General features: G+C 67.0%; 16 protein-coding genes. 8 read left to right on the top strand and 8 right to left on the bottom strand.

From position 1 onward, the window contains the following. From choW to choX, 3 genes are all read right to left on the bottom strand, one after another. Positions 1–843 (bottom strand): choline ABC transporter permease subunit, encoded by an 843-nt coding sequence (gene choW / locus CFE50_RS05780; RefSeq protein ID WP_027598621.1) that lies wholly within the window; start codon positions 841–843, stop codon positions 1–3. Between the two features lie 116 nt (positions 844–959). Further along, complete coding sequence (locus CFE50_RS05775; protein WP_027598620.1) at positions 960–1,898, bottom strand: choline ABC transporter substrate-binding protein; 939 nt, start codon at positions 1,896–1,898, stop codon at positions 960–962. 270 nt (positions 1,899–2,168) lie between these two features. Continuing rightward, the gene (gene choX / locus CFE50_RS05770) at positions 2,169–3,107 is read right to left on the bottom strand and encodes a choline ABC transporter substrate-binding protein (protein WP_286731977.1); all 939 of its coding nucleotides are present in this window, start codon (positions 3,105–3,107) and stop codon (positions 2,169–2,171) included. 466 nt (positions 3,108–3,573) lie between these two features. Between choX and gbdR the strand changes: the two genes are divergently transcribed. Beyond that, positions 3,574–4,671 (top strand): choline metabolism transcriptional regulator GbdR, encoded by a 1,098-nt coding sequence (gene gbdR, locus CFE50_RS05765; RefSeq protein ID WP_037006569.1) that lies wholly within the window; start codon positions 3,574–3,576, stop codon positions 4,669–4,671. 6 nt (positions 4,672–4,677) lie between these two features. Here the strand turns inward: gbdR and CFE50_RS05760 are convergent, their stop codons facing one another. From CFE50_RS05760 to CFE50_RS05750, 3 genes are all read right to left on the bottom strand, one after another. Then, complete coding sequence (locus tag CFE50_RS05760; protein WP_286731976.1) at positions 4,678–5,463, bottom strand: N-acetylmuramoyl-L-alanine amidase; 786 nt, start codon at positions 5,461–5,463, stop codon at positions 4,678–4,680. A 25-nt stretch (positions 5,464–5,488) separates the two neighbouring features. Beyond that, positions 5,489–7,276: a diguanylate cyclase gene (locus CFE50_RS05755; RefSeq protein WP_144945655.1), complete on the bottom strand. Its 1,788-nt coding sequence runs from the start codon at positions 7,274–7,276 to the stop codon at positions 5,489–5,491. Positions 7,277–7,453: 177 nt separating this feature from the next. Further along, positions 7,454–8,083 carry a thiol:disulfide interchange protein DsbA/DsbL gene (locus tag CFE50_RS05750; protein WP_027598615.1) on the bottom strand — a complete coding sequence of 210 codons (630 nt, stop codon included), beginning with the start codon at positions 8,081–8,083 and terminating at the stop codon, positions 7,454–7,456. Between the two features lie 201 nt (positions 8,084–8,284). Between CFE50_RS05750 and yihA the strand changes: the two genes are divergently transcribed. Then, a complete protein-coding gene (gene yihA / locus CFE50_RS05745; RefSeq protein WP_027598614.1) occupies positions 8,285–8,923 on the top strand; it encodes a ribosome biogenesis GTP-binding protein YihA/YsxC in 639 nt (212 codons plus the stop codon). Between the two features lie 188 nt (positions 8,924–9,111). On the opposite strand, the gene argC is transcribed toward yihA, so the two are convergent. Then, entirely contained in the window at positions 9,112–10,065 is a 954-nt protein-coding gene (gene argC, locus CFE50_RS05740) for an N-acetyl-gamma-glutamyl-phosphate reductase (RefSeq protein ID WP_241807502.1), read from the bottom strand. A gap of 261 nt (positions 10,066–10,326) precedes the next feature. On the opposite strand from argC, the gene CFE50_RS05735 reads away from it, so the two are divergent. The 5 genes from CFE50_RS05735 (at position 10,327) to CFE50_RS05715 (ending at position 13,643) form a co-directional block, all read left to right on the top strand. Further along, positions 10,327–10,536 carry a DUF1127 domain-containing protein gene (locus CFE50_RS05735; protein WP_027600426.1) on the top strand — a complete coding sequence of 70 codons (210 nt, stop codon included), beginning with the start codon at positions 10,327–10,329 and terminating at the stop codon, positions 10,534–10,536. A 73-nt stretch (positions 10,537–10,609) separates the two neighbouring features. Further along, a complete protein-coding gene (locus tag CFE50_RS05730) occupies positions 10,610–10,930 on the top strand; it encodes a DUF2388 domain-containing protein (RefSeq protein WP_007160027.1) in 321 nt (106 codons plus the stop codon). Between the two features lie 100 nt (positions 10,931–11,030). Then, positions 11,031–11,330 (top strand): DUF2388 domain-containing protein, encoded by a 300-nt coding sequence (locus CFE50_RS05725; protein ID WP_037006567.1) that lies wholly within the window; start codon positions 11,031–11,033, stop codon positions 11,328–11,330. 34 nt (positions 11,331–11,364) lie between these two features. Further along, entirely contained in the window at positions 11,365–11,685 is a 321-nt protein-coding gene (locus CFE50_RS05720; protein WP_007160025.1) for a DUF2388 domain-containing protein, read from the top strand. Next, the gene (locus tag CFE50_RS05715) at positions 11,682–13,643 is read left to right on the top strand and encodes a DUF7844 domain-containing protein (protein WP_502694682.1); all 1,962 of its coding nucleotides are present in this window, start codon (positions 11,682–11,684) and stop codon (positions 13,641–13,643) included. The genes CFE50_RS05720 and CFE50_RS05715 overlap by 4 nt, the downstream gene beginning before the upstream one ends. A gap of 222 nt (positions 13,644–13,865) precedes the next feature. Here CFE50_RS05715 and CFE50_RS05710 read toward each other — a convergent pair whose 3' ends face one another. Next, positions 13,866–15,326 (bottom strand): YdgA family protein, encoded by a 1,461-nt coding sequence (locus CFE50_RS05710; RefSeq protein WP_286731975.1) that lies wholly within the window; start codon positions 15,324–15,326, stop codon positions 13,866–13,868. A gap of 273 nt (positions 15,327–15,599) precedes the next feature. Between CFE50_RS05710 and CFE50_RS05705 the strand changes: the two genes are divergently transcribed. Next, positions 15,600–16,271 (top strand): nucleoside/nucleotide kinase family protein, encoded by a 672-nt coding sequence (locus CFE50_RS05705; protein ID WP_074583437.1) that lies wholly within the window; start codon positions 15,600–15,602, stop codon positions 16,269–16,271. The last annotated feature ends 128 nt before the right edge of the window (positions 16,272–16,399 follow it).

Genomic DNA, 16,399 nt, shown 5'->3' with positions numbered 1-16,399 from the left:
TTACTTAACCTCGCGAGGGGCGGGTTGCTTGCACACCCGGTCGAGCAGGATGGCGATCAGGACGATGGACAGGCCGGCTTCGAAGCCCAGGGCGATGTCCGCGGTGTTGAGGGCGTTCACCACCGGCTTGCCGAGGCCATCGGCACCCACCAGGGCGGCGATCACCACCATGGACAGCGACAGCATGATGCACTGGGTGATGCCGGCGCCGATGCTGGGCATGGCGTGGGGCAACTCGATGCGGGTCAGCAGCTGCCAGCGCGAGCAGCCGAAGGCCTTGCCGGCGTCCATCAGCTCGGCGGGAACGTCCTGGATGCCCAGGCAGGTCAGGCGGATCGGCGCGGCCACGGCGAATACCACCGTGGAAATCAGCCCGGGCACCACGCCCAGGCCGAACAGGGTCAGGGTCGGAATCAGATAGACGAAGGTGGGGACCGTCTGCATCAGGTCCAGGACCGGGCGCAGGCCGGTGTAGAACCAGGGCTTGTGCGCGGCGACGATGCCCAGCGGTACGCCGACGGCGATGCACACCAGGGTGGCGAAGACCACCTGGGCCAGGGTTTCCATGGTTTCCTGCCAGTACCCCAGGTTGAGGATCAGGAGCAGGGAGACGAGGGCGAAGATCACCAGGCCGATGCTGCGTTGCAACAGATAGACCCCTACCGCGACCAGGGCAATGAAGGCCAGCGGGTTGAACCACATCAGGCCGGCGGTGAGGCCGTGGATGAGGCCGGACAGCACATCGGAGATCTTGTCGAAGACGCTGGCGCCATGCAGCGTCAGCCAGTCGATGAAGTCGGCGATCTGCTGACCGAGAGGGAGCTTGTGGTCGGTAAGTAACATAACGGTGCCCGTCAGGTAGGAGTGGACAGGTCGAAGCACGAGAAACGCGGATTCGTGCTTCGGCTGTGGCAGTACCCGCCCGAACTGGCGCGGGACAGTCGAATGTTATTGTTCTGTCAGGGGGCCAGGGTGGCCTTGGCCGCTTCCAGCGCAGGCTTGCCATCGCGGGTGGTCACGCCGGCCAGCCATTGGTCGAGCACCTGCGGATGGGCCTTGAGCCAGGCCTTGGCGGCGGCGCTCGCGGCTTGTTTTTCGTTGAGAACCTTGTCCATCAGCTGGTTTTCCATGTCCAGGGTGAAGGACAGGTTGGTCAGCAGCTTGCCCACGTTGGGGCACTCCTGGACGTAGCCCTTGCGGACGTTGGTGTAGATGGTGGCGCCGCCGAAGTTGGGACCGAAGACGTCGTCGCCGCCTTCGAGATAGGCCATCTTGAAGCGGGTGTTCATCGGATGGGGTTCCCAGCCGAGGAAGACCACCCACTGCTGGCGGCGCTCGGCGCGCTGGATCTGCGACAGCATCCCCGCCTCGCTGGATTCCACCAGCTTGAACTTGCCCAGGTCGAAGGTGTTCTTGTCGATCATGCCCTGGATCAGGCGATTGCCGTCGTTGCCCGGCTCAATGCCGTAGATCTTGCCGTCGAACTTGTCGGCGTTCTTGGCGATGTCGGCGAAACTCTTCACCCCGGCGTCGTAGACGTACTGGGGCACGGCCAGGGTGTACTTGGCGCCCTCCAGGTTGGCGCGCACGGTCTCGACGCTGCCGTTGTCGGCATAGGGCTTGATGTCCGCCGCCATGCTCGGCATCCAGTTGCCGAGGAAGACGTCGATGTCCTTGTTCTGCAAGGACTTGTAGGTGACCGGTACGGAGATCATGTTGGTCGTGGTCTGGTAGCCGAGGGCGTGCAGCACCTCGCTGGTCACGGCCGTGGTCACGGTGATGTCGGTCCAGCCGACATCGGCAAAGCGCACCTTGGCACAGGAAGCCGGTTCAGCCGCCTGAACAGCGAGTGGCGCCAGCAGGGCGGCACTCAAGAGCCAACGGGAACAACCTTTCATGGACACATCTCCTTGCGTTTGGCGGGGTACCTTTCGGTGCGCCCCACGTGTATTTATCTGTAACCCATCCCCCCAGGCTCGCCTACCGCCTGCGTCGCTACCAGTGTACGCGGCGTCGTAACCAGAAGCGGAGATGTCGTATCCAGCGTGAGCCCCAGGGCACGTCCGCGCCCGGAGCGTTGCGGCAGAGCCAGAGAGGCGGGCAGCAGCGTCCCTCGCCGTGGCGGAACGCTGGCCAGAGGCGCTGGCGTCGGCCGGAGCGGCCCTGGATCAGTCGGCCAGACTGGCCTTCACCGCGGCGCTGCCCGGCGCGCCGCTGCGGGTGGCGACGCCCTTGAGCCAGGCGTCGAGGCGTTCGGGATTGCGCTTGAGCCAGTTGCGCACGGCGCGGCGCGGATTGTCCTTTTCGTTGAGCACCCGATCCATCAGCTGGTTTTCCATGTCCAGGGAAAACACCAGGTTGCCCAGCAGCCGGGCCGCGTTGGGGCACTGCTGGGCATAGCCCTTGCGCACCACCGTGTAGACCGTCGCCCCGCCCTGGTTCGGGCCGAAATACTCGTCGCCACCGTCGAGGTAGGTCAGCTTGTGTCGGACGTTCATCGGATGGGGTTCCCAGCCGAGAAAGACGATCCACTGGTGGTCCAGCAGTTCCTTCATCCGCACCTGGGTGAGCATGCCCTGCTCGCTGGATTCATCGAGCTTGAAGTCGCCCAGGCCGAAGGCATTGCTGGCGATCATCTTCTTCACCAGCGCGTTGCCATCGTTGCCGGGCTCGATGCCGTAGAGGGTGTGATCGAAGCGCTCGGCGAAGCGGGCGATATCGGCGAAGTTCTTCACCCCGGCGTCATAGACGTACTGGGGGACCGCCAGGGTGTAGCGGGCCCCTTCCAGGTTGGCGTGCAGGCGTTCGACCGCACCCGCATCGACCCGCGGCTGACTGAGCTTGGCCTGCGCCGGCATCCAGTTGCCGAGAAAGACATCGGCCTCGCCCGCGGCCAGGGCGTCGTAGGTCTGCGGCAGGGACAGGCGCAGCACCTCGGTCTCGTAGCCGAGGGCGCTGAGCAGATAGCGGGCCGTGGCGTTGGTGATATTGAGATCCGACCAGCCGACATCGGCCAGGCGTACCTGCTGACAATTCTCGGCTTCGCCTGCCTGTACGGCAGCGCTCAGCAACAGACCGGACAACCACAGCGCTGGGTAGATTTTCATCCTGAACTCCAGGGGTCGCGAGGGGAAGGGCCGCTGGCCGCTGCACGTACCGGTCCGTCTGGCCCGGGGGCTGGTGGCTTTTCGCCATAAGTGGCCAGAAGGGCGACGGACGGTCGCCGGGCCTGACCTACAACCGTGCCCGTTGAGTCGCCATGCCACATTTTGGCGCGCGTCGGTTACGTCTCGGTGTTACCGATGGCGTCCACCTGGCGAAGTGCCATCGGCAAAGGGTCGGTCTCGGATCAGAAAGGTCGCAAATAAAAACCCTAGCTAATCAACGTCATTGAGCGCTGCTGAATGGGTTGTTCGTGCCAGACAGCTTGCCTGGGCAGGGGTTCACCCAGTTTCGGCATGGGAATTGCGACATGACTTATGCGTCCGCGACACATCTTTCACCCAACGTTGTCCGTCGCACCTCATTAGAGCCCAGCCAAGGGCCCCAGCCTGCGTGAAGGAGATTCAAACCATGTCGCCCATTCCCACCTCGTCACAGGCCCGTGCGATCCAGTCCATCGGCTTTCTGCTGCTGGACAACTTCACACTCATCTCCCTGGCGTCGGTGGTGGAGCCGCTGCGCATGGCCAACCAGCTGTCGGGACGGGAACTCTATCGCTGGTGCACCCTGAGCCTGGACGGCCGACCGGTGCGGGCGAGCGATGGCCTGCAGATCACCCCGGACAGCGCCGTGAGCGCCGCCCCGGTGATGGACATGGTGATCGTCTGCGGCGGCGTGGGCATCCAGCGCAGCGTGTCGCGCGAACATTGCACCTGGCTGCAGAGCCAGGCGCGCCAGGGCCGCAAGCTGGGCGCGGTCTGTACCGGCAGCTGGGCCCTGGCCCGGGCCGGCCTGCTCGACGGCTACGACTGCAGCGTGCACTGGGAAACCCTGGCGGCCCTGCAGGAAGCCTATCCGCGCGTGGTGCTCAGCACCCGGCTGTTCACTATCGACCGTAATCGCTGCACCGCCTCGGGCGGCACCGCGCCGATGGACATGATGCTGCACCTGATCGGTCGCGAGCATGGCCGCGAGCTGTCGGCGGCGATCTCGGAAATGTTCATCTACGAGCGCATCCGCAACGAGCAGGATCACCAGCGCGTCCCCCTCAAGCACATGCTGGGCACCAACCAGCCCAAGCTGCAGGAGATCGTGGCGCTGATGGAAGCCAACCTCGAAGAGCCCATCGACCTCGACGAACTGGCGGTCTATGTGGACGTATCCCGGCGCCAGCTGGAGCGCCTGTTCCAGAAGTACCTGCACTGCTCGCCGTCGCGCTACTACCTCAAGCTGCGGCTGATCCGCGCCCGGCAGCTGCTCAAGCAGACTACCCTGTCGATCATCGAGGTGGCCTCGGTGTGTGGCTTCGTCTCCACCCCGCACTTTTCCAAGTGCTACCGCGAATACTTCGGCATCCCGCCGCGTGACGAGCGCCAGGGCCCGACCATCCAGCAGCCCATCGCGCTGATGCCGCTGTCCCAGGAACTGTCGCTGATGCCGGCCTCGTCCGCGCTGGCGGCCCTGAGCCAGGCCCAGGGCGAATCTACCTTTGCCAGCGTGCGGTTGTAGGTCGACCTAGCGACCGCTGGGCAGGCTGAGCAGCAGCGCCGCCGTCTGCAGATCCGGCTGGCCGTCGAAACGGCCCGGCCGGTACTTCATCTGGAAGGCGCCGATGACGTCACGCGTGGCCGCATCGAGGACACCGGTGCGGGGCACCGCATAACCGATCCGTGCCAGCTGATCCTGGAACCAGGCCGGCGGTGGCAGCACGCCGCCCAGGCTGGCTTGGCGCTGGGCGACCACCGCCGGATCCGGCCAGTTGATCAGGCCCGCTGCGGCCAGGCGCGCCCAGGGAAACAGCGGACCCGGATCCTGCTTGCGCCCCGGAGCGATGTCGCTGTGCCCGATGATGGCGCGGCGATCCAGGCCGTGGCGTTGCTCGATGTCCTTGAGCAGCGGAATCAGCGCCTTGATCTGGGCTTCGCTGAAGGGATACCACTGGCGTCCGGCCGGGGTGTCGCGAAAGCCCAGGTTGACCATCTCAATGCCGATGGAGGTGGAATTGAGCCAGGTGCGGCCTTCCCATTCGCTTACGCCGGCATGCCAGGCGCGGCGATTTTCGTCCACCAGGCGATAGATGGTGCCGTCGGTATCGATCAGGTAGTGGGCGCTGACGCCGGCCTGGGTCAGCAACTTGAGCGACTGCTTGGAATCGGCCACGGTGTAGTGCAGCACAATGTATTGCACCCGGCTGTCCTGATCGCGGGCGGTGTAGTCGTCATTGATGCGGGGGCCGCTGGAGCAGCCGGCCAGGAGCAGGCCGCAGAGCAGCCAGGGGAGAAGCTTGAAGGGCTTTTGCACGATTACCTCGCGAACGTGGAAGGGGTCAGGCCACGTCCAGGCGATCGCGTCCGGCGCGCTTGGCGCGGTAGAGCGCCTGGTCGGCACGCTCGAATACGGTATCGGCATCCTCGCCCGGCGCAAAGGCCGCGAGACCAGCGGACAGGGTGATCACCACCCGTTCGCCCTTGAAATGGAAGGGGCAGGCGGCGACCGCGGCGCGTAGCTGCTCGATCAGGGTGACCCCGCCGGCGAGCGGTGTGGCGCCCAGCAGCATGACGAATTCCTCGCCGCCGAAGCGGGCGATGAAGTCGGTCTTGCGCAGGCGGCGCTGCAGTTCGCTGGCGATGATCTTGAGCACCTTGTCACCGGCCAGGTGGCCGTAGCCATCGTTGATGCGCTTGAACAGATCGACGTCGAGCACCGCCAGCAGCAGGTCGCCGCCGTGGCGCTGCCAGCGGGCCACCTCCAGCTCCAGGCGCTCGCTCCAGGCGGCGCGATTGGGCAGCCCGGTGAGGGGGTCGCAGAGGGCCTTCTGCCGCTGCTCTTCCAGGTGGCCGCGATACTGCTGGGCCTCGCGCTCCATGCCGGCGACGCGCTCGGTGAGGGCGCTGAGTCTTTCGCTGGCTTCCTGCTCGCGGGTCTCGCGCTGGCTCTGCTGGTCGGCCAGGCTGGTCAGCAGGCCTTCCAGGCGGCTGTCGAGCGACAGCTTGAGGCTGTCCAGGTCGGTCGCCTCCTGCACCTCGGTCTGCAATTCATTGACCTGGCCACGCAGGGCGTCGCCAAAGGCGCGCTCCTGGGTCTGGCCGTCCTGGCGCCCGACGTGGACGTCCTGCAGACCGGTCTGGAAGGCGGCGAGGCGCTCGTTGAGGCGGCGCAGGTAGAGCTGGAATTCGCTCTGCCCGGAATGGTTGAGCGCCAGCACCAGCACCGACAGATCGTCGAGCACCGGCACCAGTTCGTACCAGTTCAGACTGCCCTGGATGCGCTGGCGCAGGTGCTCGGCCTGGGGCTTGTGGCTGTCCGGCAGCGCCAGGTCGTCGAGCAGCCGCAGCAGGGTGGCTTCCAGGTGCGGGGCAATGGCGCTGTAGCCGGGTTCGGGCACCGGGGGCAGGGCATAGGCCGGATCGGCCTGGACTGCCAGGGGCTCTACAGGGGCTTCAGATGGCGCAGCGGCTATACCTTCGACCGGCAGCGGCGGCGGTTCGGGCGTTGCCAGCGCTTCCGTCGCTGGCGAGGCTACTGGCGCCGGCGAGGCGTCTGCAGCTAGCGGACTCGACGCGGTCGCCGGCGCCTCTTCCGCCGCCTCGCCCCGACCGCCCAGCAGGCGCTGCAGGAAACCGGCGCGGGCGGGCTGTTCGGGGTGCAGCTGACTCAGCGCCTGTTGCTGCAGACGGCTGAATTCACCGAGCAGCGCGGGCAATTCACCCGGTTGGTCGGCCGCGGCCTGGGCGCGCTTGGCGAAACCCTTGAGCGCCTTGCGCTGGTCGCGCGGCAACTCCAGGGTCTGCAAGAGCCGGCACAGTTCGGCAAAGGCCTCGGCCACCTGGCGCGCACGCAATTCCCGGCGCTGCTCGGAGTCGAGCACGGTGCGCTCCAGGCGCGGAATCAGCTTGGCGAGGTCGGCGTCGCTGTCGTCACGGCGGAGGATGTCGCGCAATTCGACCAGGCAGGCGTCCACCGCCGCGTCGTTGCCTTCGGCGGCCAGGCTGCTGCGCACGAGGCCACGACGCACCAGGTCCAGGCGGTTTTCCCACCGGCTTTCCAGGCGTTCGAGATTCTCGAGGCTCTCCAGGTATTTGCTTTTCCAGCGTTCGACGTCCGCGCGCTCCATCCGCCCGCTCCAAAGGCTTGAGGGTGGCCAGCAGGCAGGCACGACGGGGCGGCCAGCCGACTTGATAGTGGCTAGGGTATCGGCGGTTTCGGGGAAAGTTTGAGCAGGACGACCGGAGGCCGCTTGAGAGGGACGAGCTGAGGAGCCGCCGCCGCGGGACGCGGCGGCGGGTAACGCTTACTTGGCGGCGCGTTCTTTCTGGATCAGGAAGTCGGCGACCTTCAGGGTCTCGTCCGGACCACCCGAGGAGCCCAGGTCGAAGCGGTACTTGCCGTTGACCACCATGGTCGGTACGCCGGTAATCTGGTAGGCCATGGCCAGTTTCTTGTCCTTTTCCACCTGACCCTTCACGGCGAAGGAGTTGTAGGTGCTGAGGAACTTGTCGCGATCCACGCCCTGGGTGGCGAGGAAGTCGGCCATCTCTTCGGGAGTGGCCAGCTTCTTGTGCTCCTTGTGGATGGCGGCGAAGACGGCGTCATGCACCTTGGCTTCCACGCCCATGGCTTCCAGGGTCACGAACAGCTGACCGTGGACGTTCCAGATGCCGCCGAACATGGCCGGCACGCGCTTGAAGGCGACGTCGTCGGGCAGCTTCTTGGACCAGGCGTTGAGGGTGGGCTCGAAGGCATAGCAGTGCGGGCAGCCGTACCAGAACAGCTCAACCACTTCGATCTTGCCGGGTTCGGACACCGGAACCGGACTGCTCAGTTCGGTGTACTGCTTGCCGGCCTGGATGTCGTCGGCATGGGCGGCCGCGCCGAACAGACTGGCGGCGGCGAACACGGCGGAGAAAAGCAGGTTGCGCATGGGACTACTCCTGGAAGAAGGCACGCCCACCAACCGGGCATGACGGATTGCGGGCATTGTAGCCGGGTGCATCGCCGCGCCTAGTCGCCGGTGTGCCCGAGGCCGGCCATGTTCAGGCTTCGTTCAGGTTGCCGGGGGCACGGCTCTCGCCCGACGCATCCGATATACTGCTGGCTTTGCCGCGCGCTCGCGAGTACCCCCATGTCCAGCTTCAAGAATCCCATCGTCGGTCTGTGCCAGCAGGCGTCCTTTCTCATCAGCGCCGCCAAGGTCGATCAGTGCCCGCTCGACAGCGGCCTGGAAGTGGCCTTCGCCGGTCGCTCCAACGCCGGCAAGTCCAGTGCGCTCAACACCCTGACCCACGCCAATCTGGCGCGTACCTCCAAGACGCCGGGGCGGACCCAGCTGCTCAACTTCTTCAGCCTCGACGACGAGCGGCGCCTCGTGGACCTGCCCGGCTATGGCTACGCCAAGGTGCCGATTCCGCTCAAGCAGCACTGGCAGGAGCACCTGGAGGCCTATCTGAGCAGCCGCAATTCGCTCAGCGGCGTGGTGCTGATGATGGACATCCGCCATCCGCTGACCGAATTCGACCGCCTGATGCTGGACTGGGCCCAGGCCAGCTCCATGCCGCTGCACATCCTGCTGACCAAGGCCGACAAGCTGGCCTTCGGCGCCCAGAAGAATGCCCTGCTCAAGGTGCAGCGCGACGTACGCCAGGGCTGGGGCGATACCGCCAGCATCCAGCTGTTCTCGGCGCCCAAGCGTCAGGGCGTGGAAGACGCGCAGCGTGTGCTGGCCCGCTGGCTGGGCCTCGACGAGCCCGTCGCCGAGGCATAAAAAAACTCCGGACTTCCATCGGGGGAGGGGAGAAGTCCGGAGTTCAAGACTGGACCGCCAAGCAGGGGTCCAGCATCTGCCAACACTAAACAGCAAAGGAGCAGAACGGCTATCCAAACCGTTCAGCAGTTCAGACGGGGCGCCAGGAAAAAGGTTCGCCCCGTCCGAGCAGAAAGCCGGTGCCCTGACTAGCGGCCGCTGGCGAGCCCCAGACCCTCGTCGGCGCCCAGGTGCACGTTCATGCACTGGACCGCAGCACCCGCCGCGCCCTTGCCCAGGTTGTCCAGGCGCGCCACCAGCGTCATCCGCTCGGCATTGCCATAGACGAAGAGATCGGCGCGGTTGGTGTCGTTGCTGGCCTGGACGTCGAAGAAGCCATTGTCCAGCTCCTCCTCGGCGGCCACCGGGGCCACCCGAATGAAGGCTTCGCCGTCATAGTGACGGGCCAGCGCCGCCTGCAGGTCGGCAGCGGTGGTGCCCGGGCGCAGCTGGCTGGCATGCAGCGGAATGGTCACCGCCAGGCCCTTGAGGAAGGGGCCGACGATGGGGCTGAACACCGGCGCTGCGGTCAGACCGCTCTGCACGCGCATTTCCGGCAGGTGCTTGTGGCCCTGGCCCATGGCATAGGGGCGCGGACTCAGCAGGCGCGCATCGCCGCCGGCTTCGTAGGCGGCGATCATCTGCTTGCCGCCACCGCTGTAGCCGGTCAGGGAAAAGGCCGACAGCGGGGTGTCCGCGGCCAGCAGACCGGCATCCACCAGCGGCCGGGCCAGCAGGATGAAGGCGGTGGCGTGGCAACCAGGGTTGGCGATGCGCTTGCTGGCGCGCAGCGCTTCGCGCTGACCGGGCGCCAGCTCCGGCAGGCCGTAGGTCCAGCTGCTGTCGGTGCGGAAGGCGGTGCTGGCGTCGATGATGCAGGTGTTGGGATTGGTCACCAGGCTGACCGCTTCGCGGGAGGCGGCATCGGGCAGGCAGAGGAAGGCCACGTCGGCGGCATTGAGGAAGCGCGCGCGTTCGGCCGGATCCTTGCGCTTGCTCTCGTCGATGCGCAGCAGTTCGATGTCCGAACGGCCGGTCAGGTAATCCAGCAGACGCAGGCCGGTGGTGCCTTCCTGGCCGTCGACGAAAACTTTGAAGCTCATGGCGGTGCCTCTCGCGGATGGGCGCTGAAAGCCTCGATTGTAGCGACTCGGACAGATCAGGCATACGCCGCAGGCAGGCGATACAGCCGTATCCCGTCCGACCAGCGCAGTGAGCCGTGCCAGAGCGATTTGGACAGGAGCGACAGGTACAGATCCGAAATTGGGAGTTTTGTACGGATACAGTGCTTTGCAGCTGTAAGTGGTCTGGTTCCGCGCCAGCGGCGAAGCTGAGTCTCCTCTGCCGTTTCGCTGGATATCGCCATGGACCGCCTTTTGCCCGACAGTGCCATTGCCCGCTCTATCTCCCCTCGGCGCGGATGCCGCGCCCTGTTCGCGCTGCTCGTCCGCTGGCGCCTGCGTGCCCTGGGCCGGCGGCAACTGCAGCAGCTGGACGGCCGGGCGCTGGGCGATCTGGGTCTGAATCTGGCGGATCAGCGGCGGGAAGGCGACAAACCCTTCTGGCGCGAGTGAAAATCTGCGCCGGGATGCGACTTCCTTGGGCTGACGGTAGTCTCACTCAGGCCTATCCAGACGGGAGTCCCCCATGAAAACCCTGCACCTGGGCGCCGCCGCGGCGCTGTTCTGCCTGTCCACCGCCGCCTCGGCGTCGAGCTTCTATGTCACCACCGACATCATCGTCAACGCCATCGATGCGACCTCGGACACCACCTCGTCCATCACCGGCTCCTTCAAGAACGACAAGCTGGTCCAGGAAGCCCGTGACGATGCGGCCACCTACGTCGGCAGCGCCGGCGACATCCGCGGCGTACGCCTGGAAGCAGCGCTGGACCACCTGCGCAGCCAGGCGCCCGAACTGCGGCAGGCCAGCGATGACCAACTGGCCCAGGCGATTCTCGCCATCTGACGCGCAACACCGCGATACCCCCCGTACCCCGTGGCTGCTAGCCCGGAGCGGGGGGCTGCGTTAGCCTTGGCGACCATCTGCCACCGGAGGGTCGTCATCCATGCATATCCGTCGTTCTGCCGCGCTGTTGCTCGGCCTCTGTCTCGCCACGCCGGTCCTGGCGTTCGACTCCACCACCGAGGGGCTGGTGAAGACCATCTACGGCACCAGCCAGCTCACCACCGGCCCCTTCCAGAACAAGCTGGTCCTGGCGGCGCGTGACGATGCCGCAGCCTTCGTCGCCACCGACGGCGCCCTGCGCGGTGCTCAGCTGGAGGAAACCCTCCGCGCCCTGCGCGCAGCCGATCCCGCACTGCACGCCTCCGACCGGGAACTCGCCCAGGCGATTCTGAGTCAGTAGTCCGTTTCAATTCCGTGACATCCCTGGAGTATCCATGCGCCGTTCCCTGCTTATCGCCGCTGCCCTGACCCTGGGCGTTTCGAGCCTGGCTCAGGCCCAGACCCTGGTGGCCACCAGTAACATCGTGGTGCGGGCGCTGCAGCGCAGCATCGACTTCACCTCCGATACCACCACCTCCATCCGCGACGCCAAGATGATCCAGGCCGCGCGTGGCGATGCCGCCAGCTTTGTCGCCACCGACGGCGACATCCGTGGCGTCCAGCTGGAAGAAGCCTTCCGCAGCCTGCGCGACCAGTTCCCGGCCGCGCGCCAGGCCAACGACCTGCAGCTGGCCCAGGCCATCCTGGCACTGTGAAGAACCGCGCCGGCCGGCTGCGGCAGTGGCTGGCCGGCCTCGCGGCCGGCCTGGCCCTCGGTGGGGCCCAGGCCGCCCTGCACCTCGAACTCGATATCCAGGGCCTGACGCCCGCGCAGATCCAGGCGACCCAGCAACTGCTGGATGAAGCCCAGGCCCTGCTGCCACCCAGATTCAAGGCGGCGCTGGACGAGCGCATCCCGGTGCGCTGGAGCAGCGAGCTGCTGGAAGAGGCCTATGGCGAAGCGGATCGGCGCAATCTGCTGCTCAATCGCCGCCTGCTGCCCAGCCTGGTCGACGGCAGCGACACCCGCATCCAGACCGGCCGGCCCCATGGCACCCAGCACCGCGAGCTGCTGGCCACGGTGCTGCACGAGCTGACCCACTTCTATGACCGCGAGCGCGTCTGGACGCCCGCGCAGCGCCAGCTGATCCTCTCCTGCGGCGGCCTGGGGCTGACCTCCGACCAGCTGCCGGTGAAATGCCAGGGCCAGGCCGGGCGCAGCTATACCCTGTCCGACGATCCACGGCTGCTGGACCTGGCCGGCTGGCAGGTGAAGACCCGCAAGCACGGCAATCGCGAGTCCAAGAATCTCTTCATCGCCCGCAGTCCCGATCTCTATGAAGTCACCAACCCGAAGGAATTCGTGGCGGTGAACATGGAGTACTTCCTGCTCGACCCCAGCTACGCCTGCCGGCGGCCGGCGCTGCAGCGCTACTTCGCCGAGCACTTCGGCTGGTCGCCCAAGCACGATGCCTGTCCGGGGCGCTATCCCTATCTCAACGCCGGCAACGACTTCGGCGAGGCGCCCCTGGGCTGGCTCGATCCGGAGCGGGTCTATGCGGTGGACTACCTGCTGGCCGAGGGCAACGAGAAGGTCATGAGCCGCTGGGGGCACAGCATGCTGCGCCTGGTGGTCTGCGCCCCCGGTCGGCCGCGTGGCCCGGATTGCCGGCTGGATCTGCAATACCACCTGGTGCTGTCGTTCCGCGCCTTCGTCAATGACGTCCAGCTCTCCAGCTGGCGCGGCCTGACCGGCTCCTATCCGTCGCGGCTGTTCGTGCTGCCGCTGGCCCAGGTGGTGGATGAGTACACCAAGGTGGAGTTGCGCGGTCTGCAATCCGTGCCGCTCAAGCTGACCCGCCCGGAGATCGCCGACTTCCTCGAGCGGACCGCCCAGGTGCACTGGAGCTATGACGGCCAGTACTACTTCGTGACCAACAACTGCGCGGTGGAGACCTTCAAGCTGCTGCACGACGGGGTGCCGCGCCTGGCCGATGCCCAGCTCGATGTCATCACCCCGACGGGCCTGATGGATGCGCTGAGGTTCAAGGACCTGGTGGACACCTCGGTGCTCGACGATCCGCGCGAGGCCTTGCGGCTGGGCTATCGCTTCGACAGCTTCCGCGAGCGTTTCCAGGCGATGTTCAAGGTGGCGCGGGAGCGCCTGCAGCTGCCCCAGGCGGATGTCGAGGCCTGGCTGGCGCTGACCCCGCAGCAGCGTCGCGAGCAATTCCAGCGTGCCGACCTGCGCGCCAGCGCCGCCCTGCTGCTGCTGGAGCAGGCAGCCTATCGCCGGGCGCTGCTGCAGGCCCAGACCGAGCTCAAGGATCGTTACCTGGGCCAGGACGCGGTGGACAAGGCACGCTTCGGCAAGGCCGGTGGCGCCCTGGAACAGATCCTCAAGGACAGCGGCTACCTGAGTCGTCCGGCCGAGTTGCTCGGCACCGACGGCTACGGCCTGCCGCAGCCGGGCGAGTGGGAGCAGCTGACCGCCGAGAGCCAGAAGCGCCAGGCGCACCTGCGCAGCCTCCGGGACACCCTCAACAACGAGGTTCGCCAGCTGCTCTCGCCGGAGGCCCGCGATGGCCTGGACCTGACCGAAGCCAACCTGGACCTGCTCGGCAAGCACCTGCGCGAGCTGAACAAGGCCAGTGGCGGGCTGGAGTTGAAGTAGGGCGGTTGGGGCGGCCGGGCGTTGTTGGGCTTCGCTGGGCTCAACCCAGCCTGCGCAAGGTACAGCAGGGGCCGGATAGCCCCCTCTCCCCTGGGGAGAGGGCTGGGGTGAGGGGAGCGTTACCAGGCTGTTGGGCTTCGCTGCGCTCAACCCAACCTACGGGAGCTGTGTAGGTTGGGTTGAGACGGCGCCATCGTCGAAGCCCAACCGCCCCGGCATCCGCTAGCGCTTCGGCGCCTTGCCCTGGGGTTTGGCGGGTGCCGCGGGTTGCGGGCGTTCCAGCAGGGCCAGCAGCTGTTCCGGCGGGACCTCCTGGCCGTTGAGCAGCAGCCGCCCGGCGCTGTAATTCAAGGTAGCCACCAGATCCTCGCCTTCGGCCTTGAGCAGGCCGCTGTTGAGGCCGATGCCCGCCAGGGCTTCGGCGGTGGCCTGGGCCTGTTGCTGCATGGCCGGCTGGCTGCGCTGGGCGCCCGCCTGGAACAGCACGCCATCCACCAGGCTGCCCCGCGCCACCGACAGGCGGGCATCGAGACCGGCCAGCAACTGGGCCGCGAGTTGCTCCGGCGGCAGATCGTAGGTCGCCGGCTTGGCCAGGGTCAGGTCCAGGTGCAGGCGGTTGCTGCCGCCAGGGGTGTCGAAGCGCAGCTCATCCACCACCAGCTGGGGACGCGCGGCGAGCACATCGCCGAGGTGCTGCTGCAGGGTCGCCTGGGTGGTGGGATCCAGACCCTGCTCGGTATCCAGCTGCAGGTGCTGCAGCAGGGCATTGAGCTGGGCCAGGGCCGGGCTGTCGAGCTGGCTGTAGTGGCTTTTCAGGGTCGCCTTGCCCAGGGTCTGGCCGGCGATGTCGAGCTGGCCGAGGCTGGCGTTGAGCGTGCCCGCCAGTTGCTGGCCCTGTTGCTGGGTGTCGCCCTGGAGCTGCAGATTCCGCAACTCGACCGCGGGCTTGCCGGGCATGGCCAGCAGCAGGCGGCCGAGGCACAACTGCCCCGGGCCGAGCCAGAAGCCATCGGCATTGCGACGGTTGTCGCCGGTCAGGCCGAAGCCTTCGGTCTCCAGCTTGGCCCAGCCATCCGGCGTGCGCACATTGAGGCTGAATTGGCCCACCGTGCTGTCCAGGCGCAGCCGGCTGGCCTCCATGTCGGTAGCGAAGGTGGCGGTCAGGCCGGAGAAGGCCACCGCGCCCTGGGGCTGGTCCAGGTGCAGGGCGGCCAGGGTCAGACCGCCGTCCACCGTGCGGTCGTAGCCCAGGGTGGCGTCGAGCCGTACGGGCTCGGCGCCCTTGGCCAGGGTGAAGAGATCGGCGGTGATCGGCGTGCGCGCCAGGGTGACGCGGTTGACCGCCATGACCGGCGCCAGCTGCAGGGATTTGAGGCGGGTCAGGGGGAAGGGGCCGTGCTGGATGTCGTCGAGCACCCGCAGCACCTCCACCGGCGGTCGATCCTCGGCCTGTACGCTCAGGCTGAAGGTGGCGGTGCTGCTGAAGACACCGCGCTGCAACTCGACCAGCTGCAGTTGCAAGGGGTACTCGGGCAGTTGCGCCTGCAGGGCCAGCTGGGCCTGGCTGGCCGCCTGGCGCAATTCGCCTTCCAGCCGGGTGCCGGTGTACCAGGCGCCGCCCACGGCGGTGCCGACGGTGACCAGGGCCACACCGGCGAGGGTGGTAAGTAGCGGTTTCTTCATGGTGACCAAATCCCTTTGCATGAGGCTCACGGCGGCGCACGGCCGATAGGAAGCGGAGTGTACGAGAGCGCCGGGTGGATGCCGAGGGGGAGCGGCCGGGATCGCCTCGCCGGGCCACAGACTGTGATGGCTTTCCGGCGGTGTCGGCGCCGAGTCGACGACCCGCTCCGCGGGGTGCTAGCGTGCCGCGATCCCCACTGCCGGAACCTCCGCCATGACCGCTCTCCCGTGCCTGTCTGCCGTTTCCATCCTTGCGCTACCGGGGGTGCCGGCATGAGCAGCCAGCGTCCGGTCGATGGCCTGCAACTCCCCGCCGAACTCCTCGCCCGCGCCGAGGCGCTGCTGGCCCAGGGGGGACGCCGCCTGCTGGGCATCGCCGGTACGCCGGGCGCGGGCAAGTCGACGGTAGCCGAGCTCCTGGCGGCGGCGCTCGGCGAGCGCGCCGTGGTGGTGCCCATGGACGGCTATCACCTGGCCAATCGCGAGCTGGCGCGTCTGGGCCGCGCCCAGCGCAAGGGCGCGCCGGACACCTTCGACGCCCGCGGCTATCGCGCCCTGCTGCAGCGGCTGAAGACGCCGGTGGCCGGCGAGACCGTCTATGCGCCGCTGTTCAATCGCGAGATCGAAGAACCCATCGCCAATGCCATCCCGGTCCACGCCGAGACCCAACTGGTGATCAGCGAGGGCAACTACCTGCTCTTGACCCAGGCGCCCTGGAGCGATGTGGCCGAGGTGTTCGACGAGTGCTGGTATGTGCGCGTCGATCCCGCGGAGCGTCGCGAGCGGCTGGTCGCCCGGCACATGCACTTCGGCCGCAGCCGCGCGGACGCGGAGGCCTGGGTGGCGAGCACCGACGAGCCCAATGCACGCCTGATCGACGGCGACCGGGCGCGGGCGGATCTGGTGGTGGAGTGGCGGGATGGGGCGGCTGTCGGCAAGGCCTAGGTGTGATCTCTCAGTAGGTTGTTCATCCGGGGCATTCCCGGAATTCTGGAAGCGCGACCAACACAGCCTTCCAGGAGCCCCGGATGAACCTGCATAAACATGCCCGTCTTACCCCTCGAGGTCGAGCC

Source organism: Pseudomonas sp. PGPPP4 (assembly GCF_002256045.1).
Lineage (GTDB): Bacteria > Pseudomonadota > Gammaproteobacteria > Pseudomonadales > Pseudomonadaceae > Chryseomonas > Chryseomonas oryzihabitans.
This window is presented reverse-complemented; position numbering and strand designations above follow the sequence as displayed.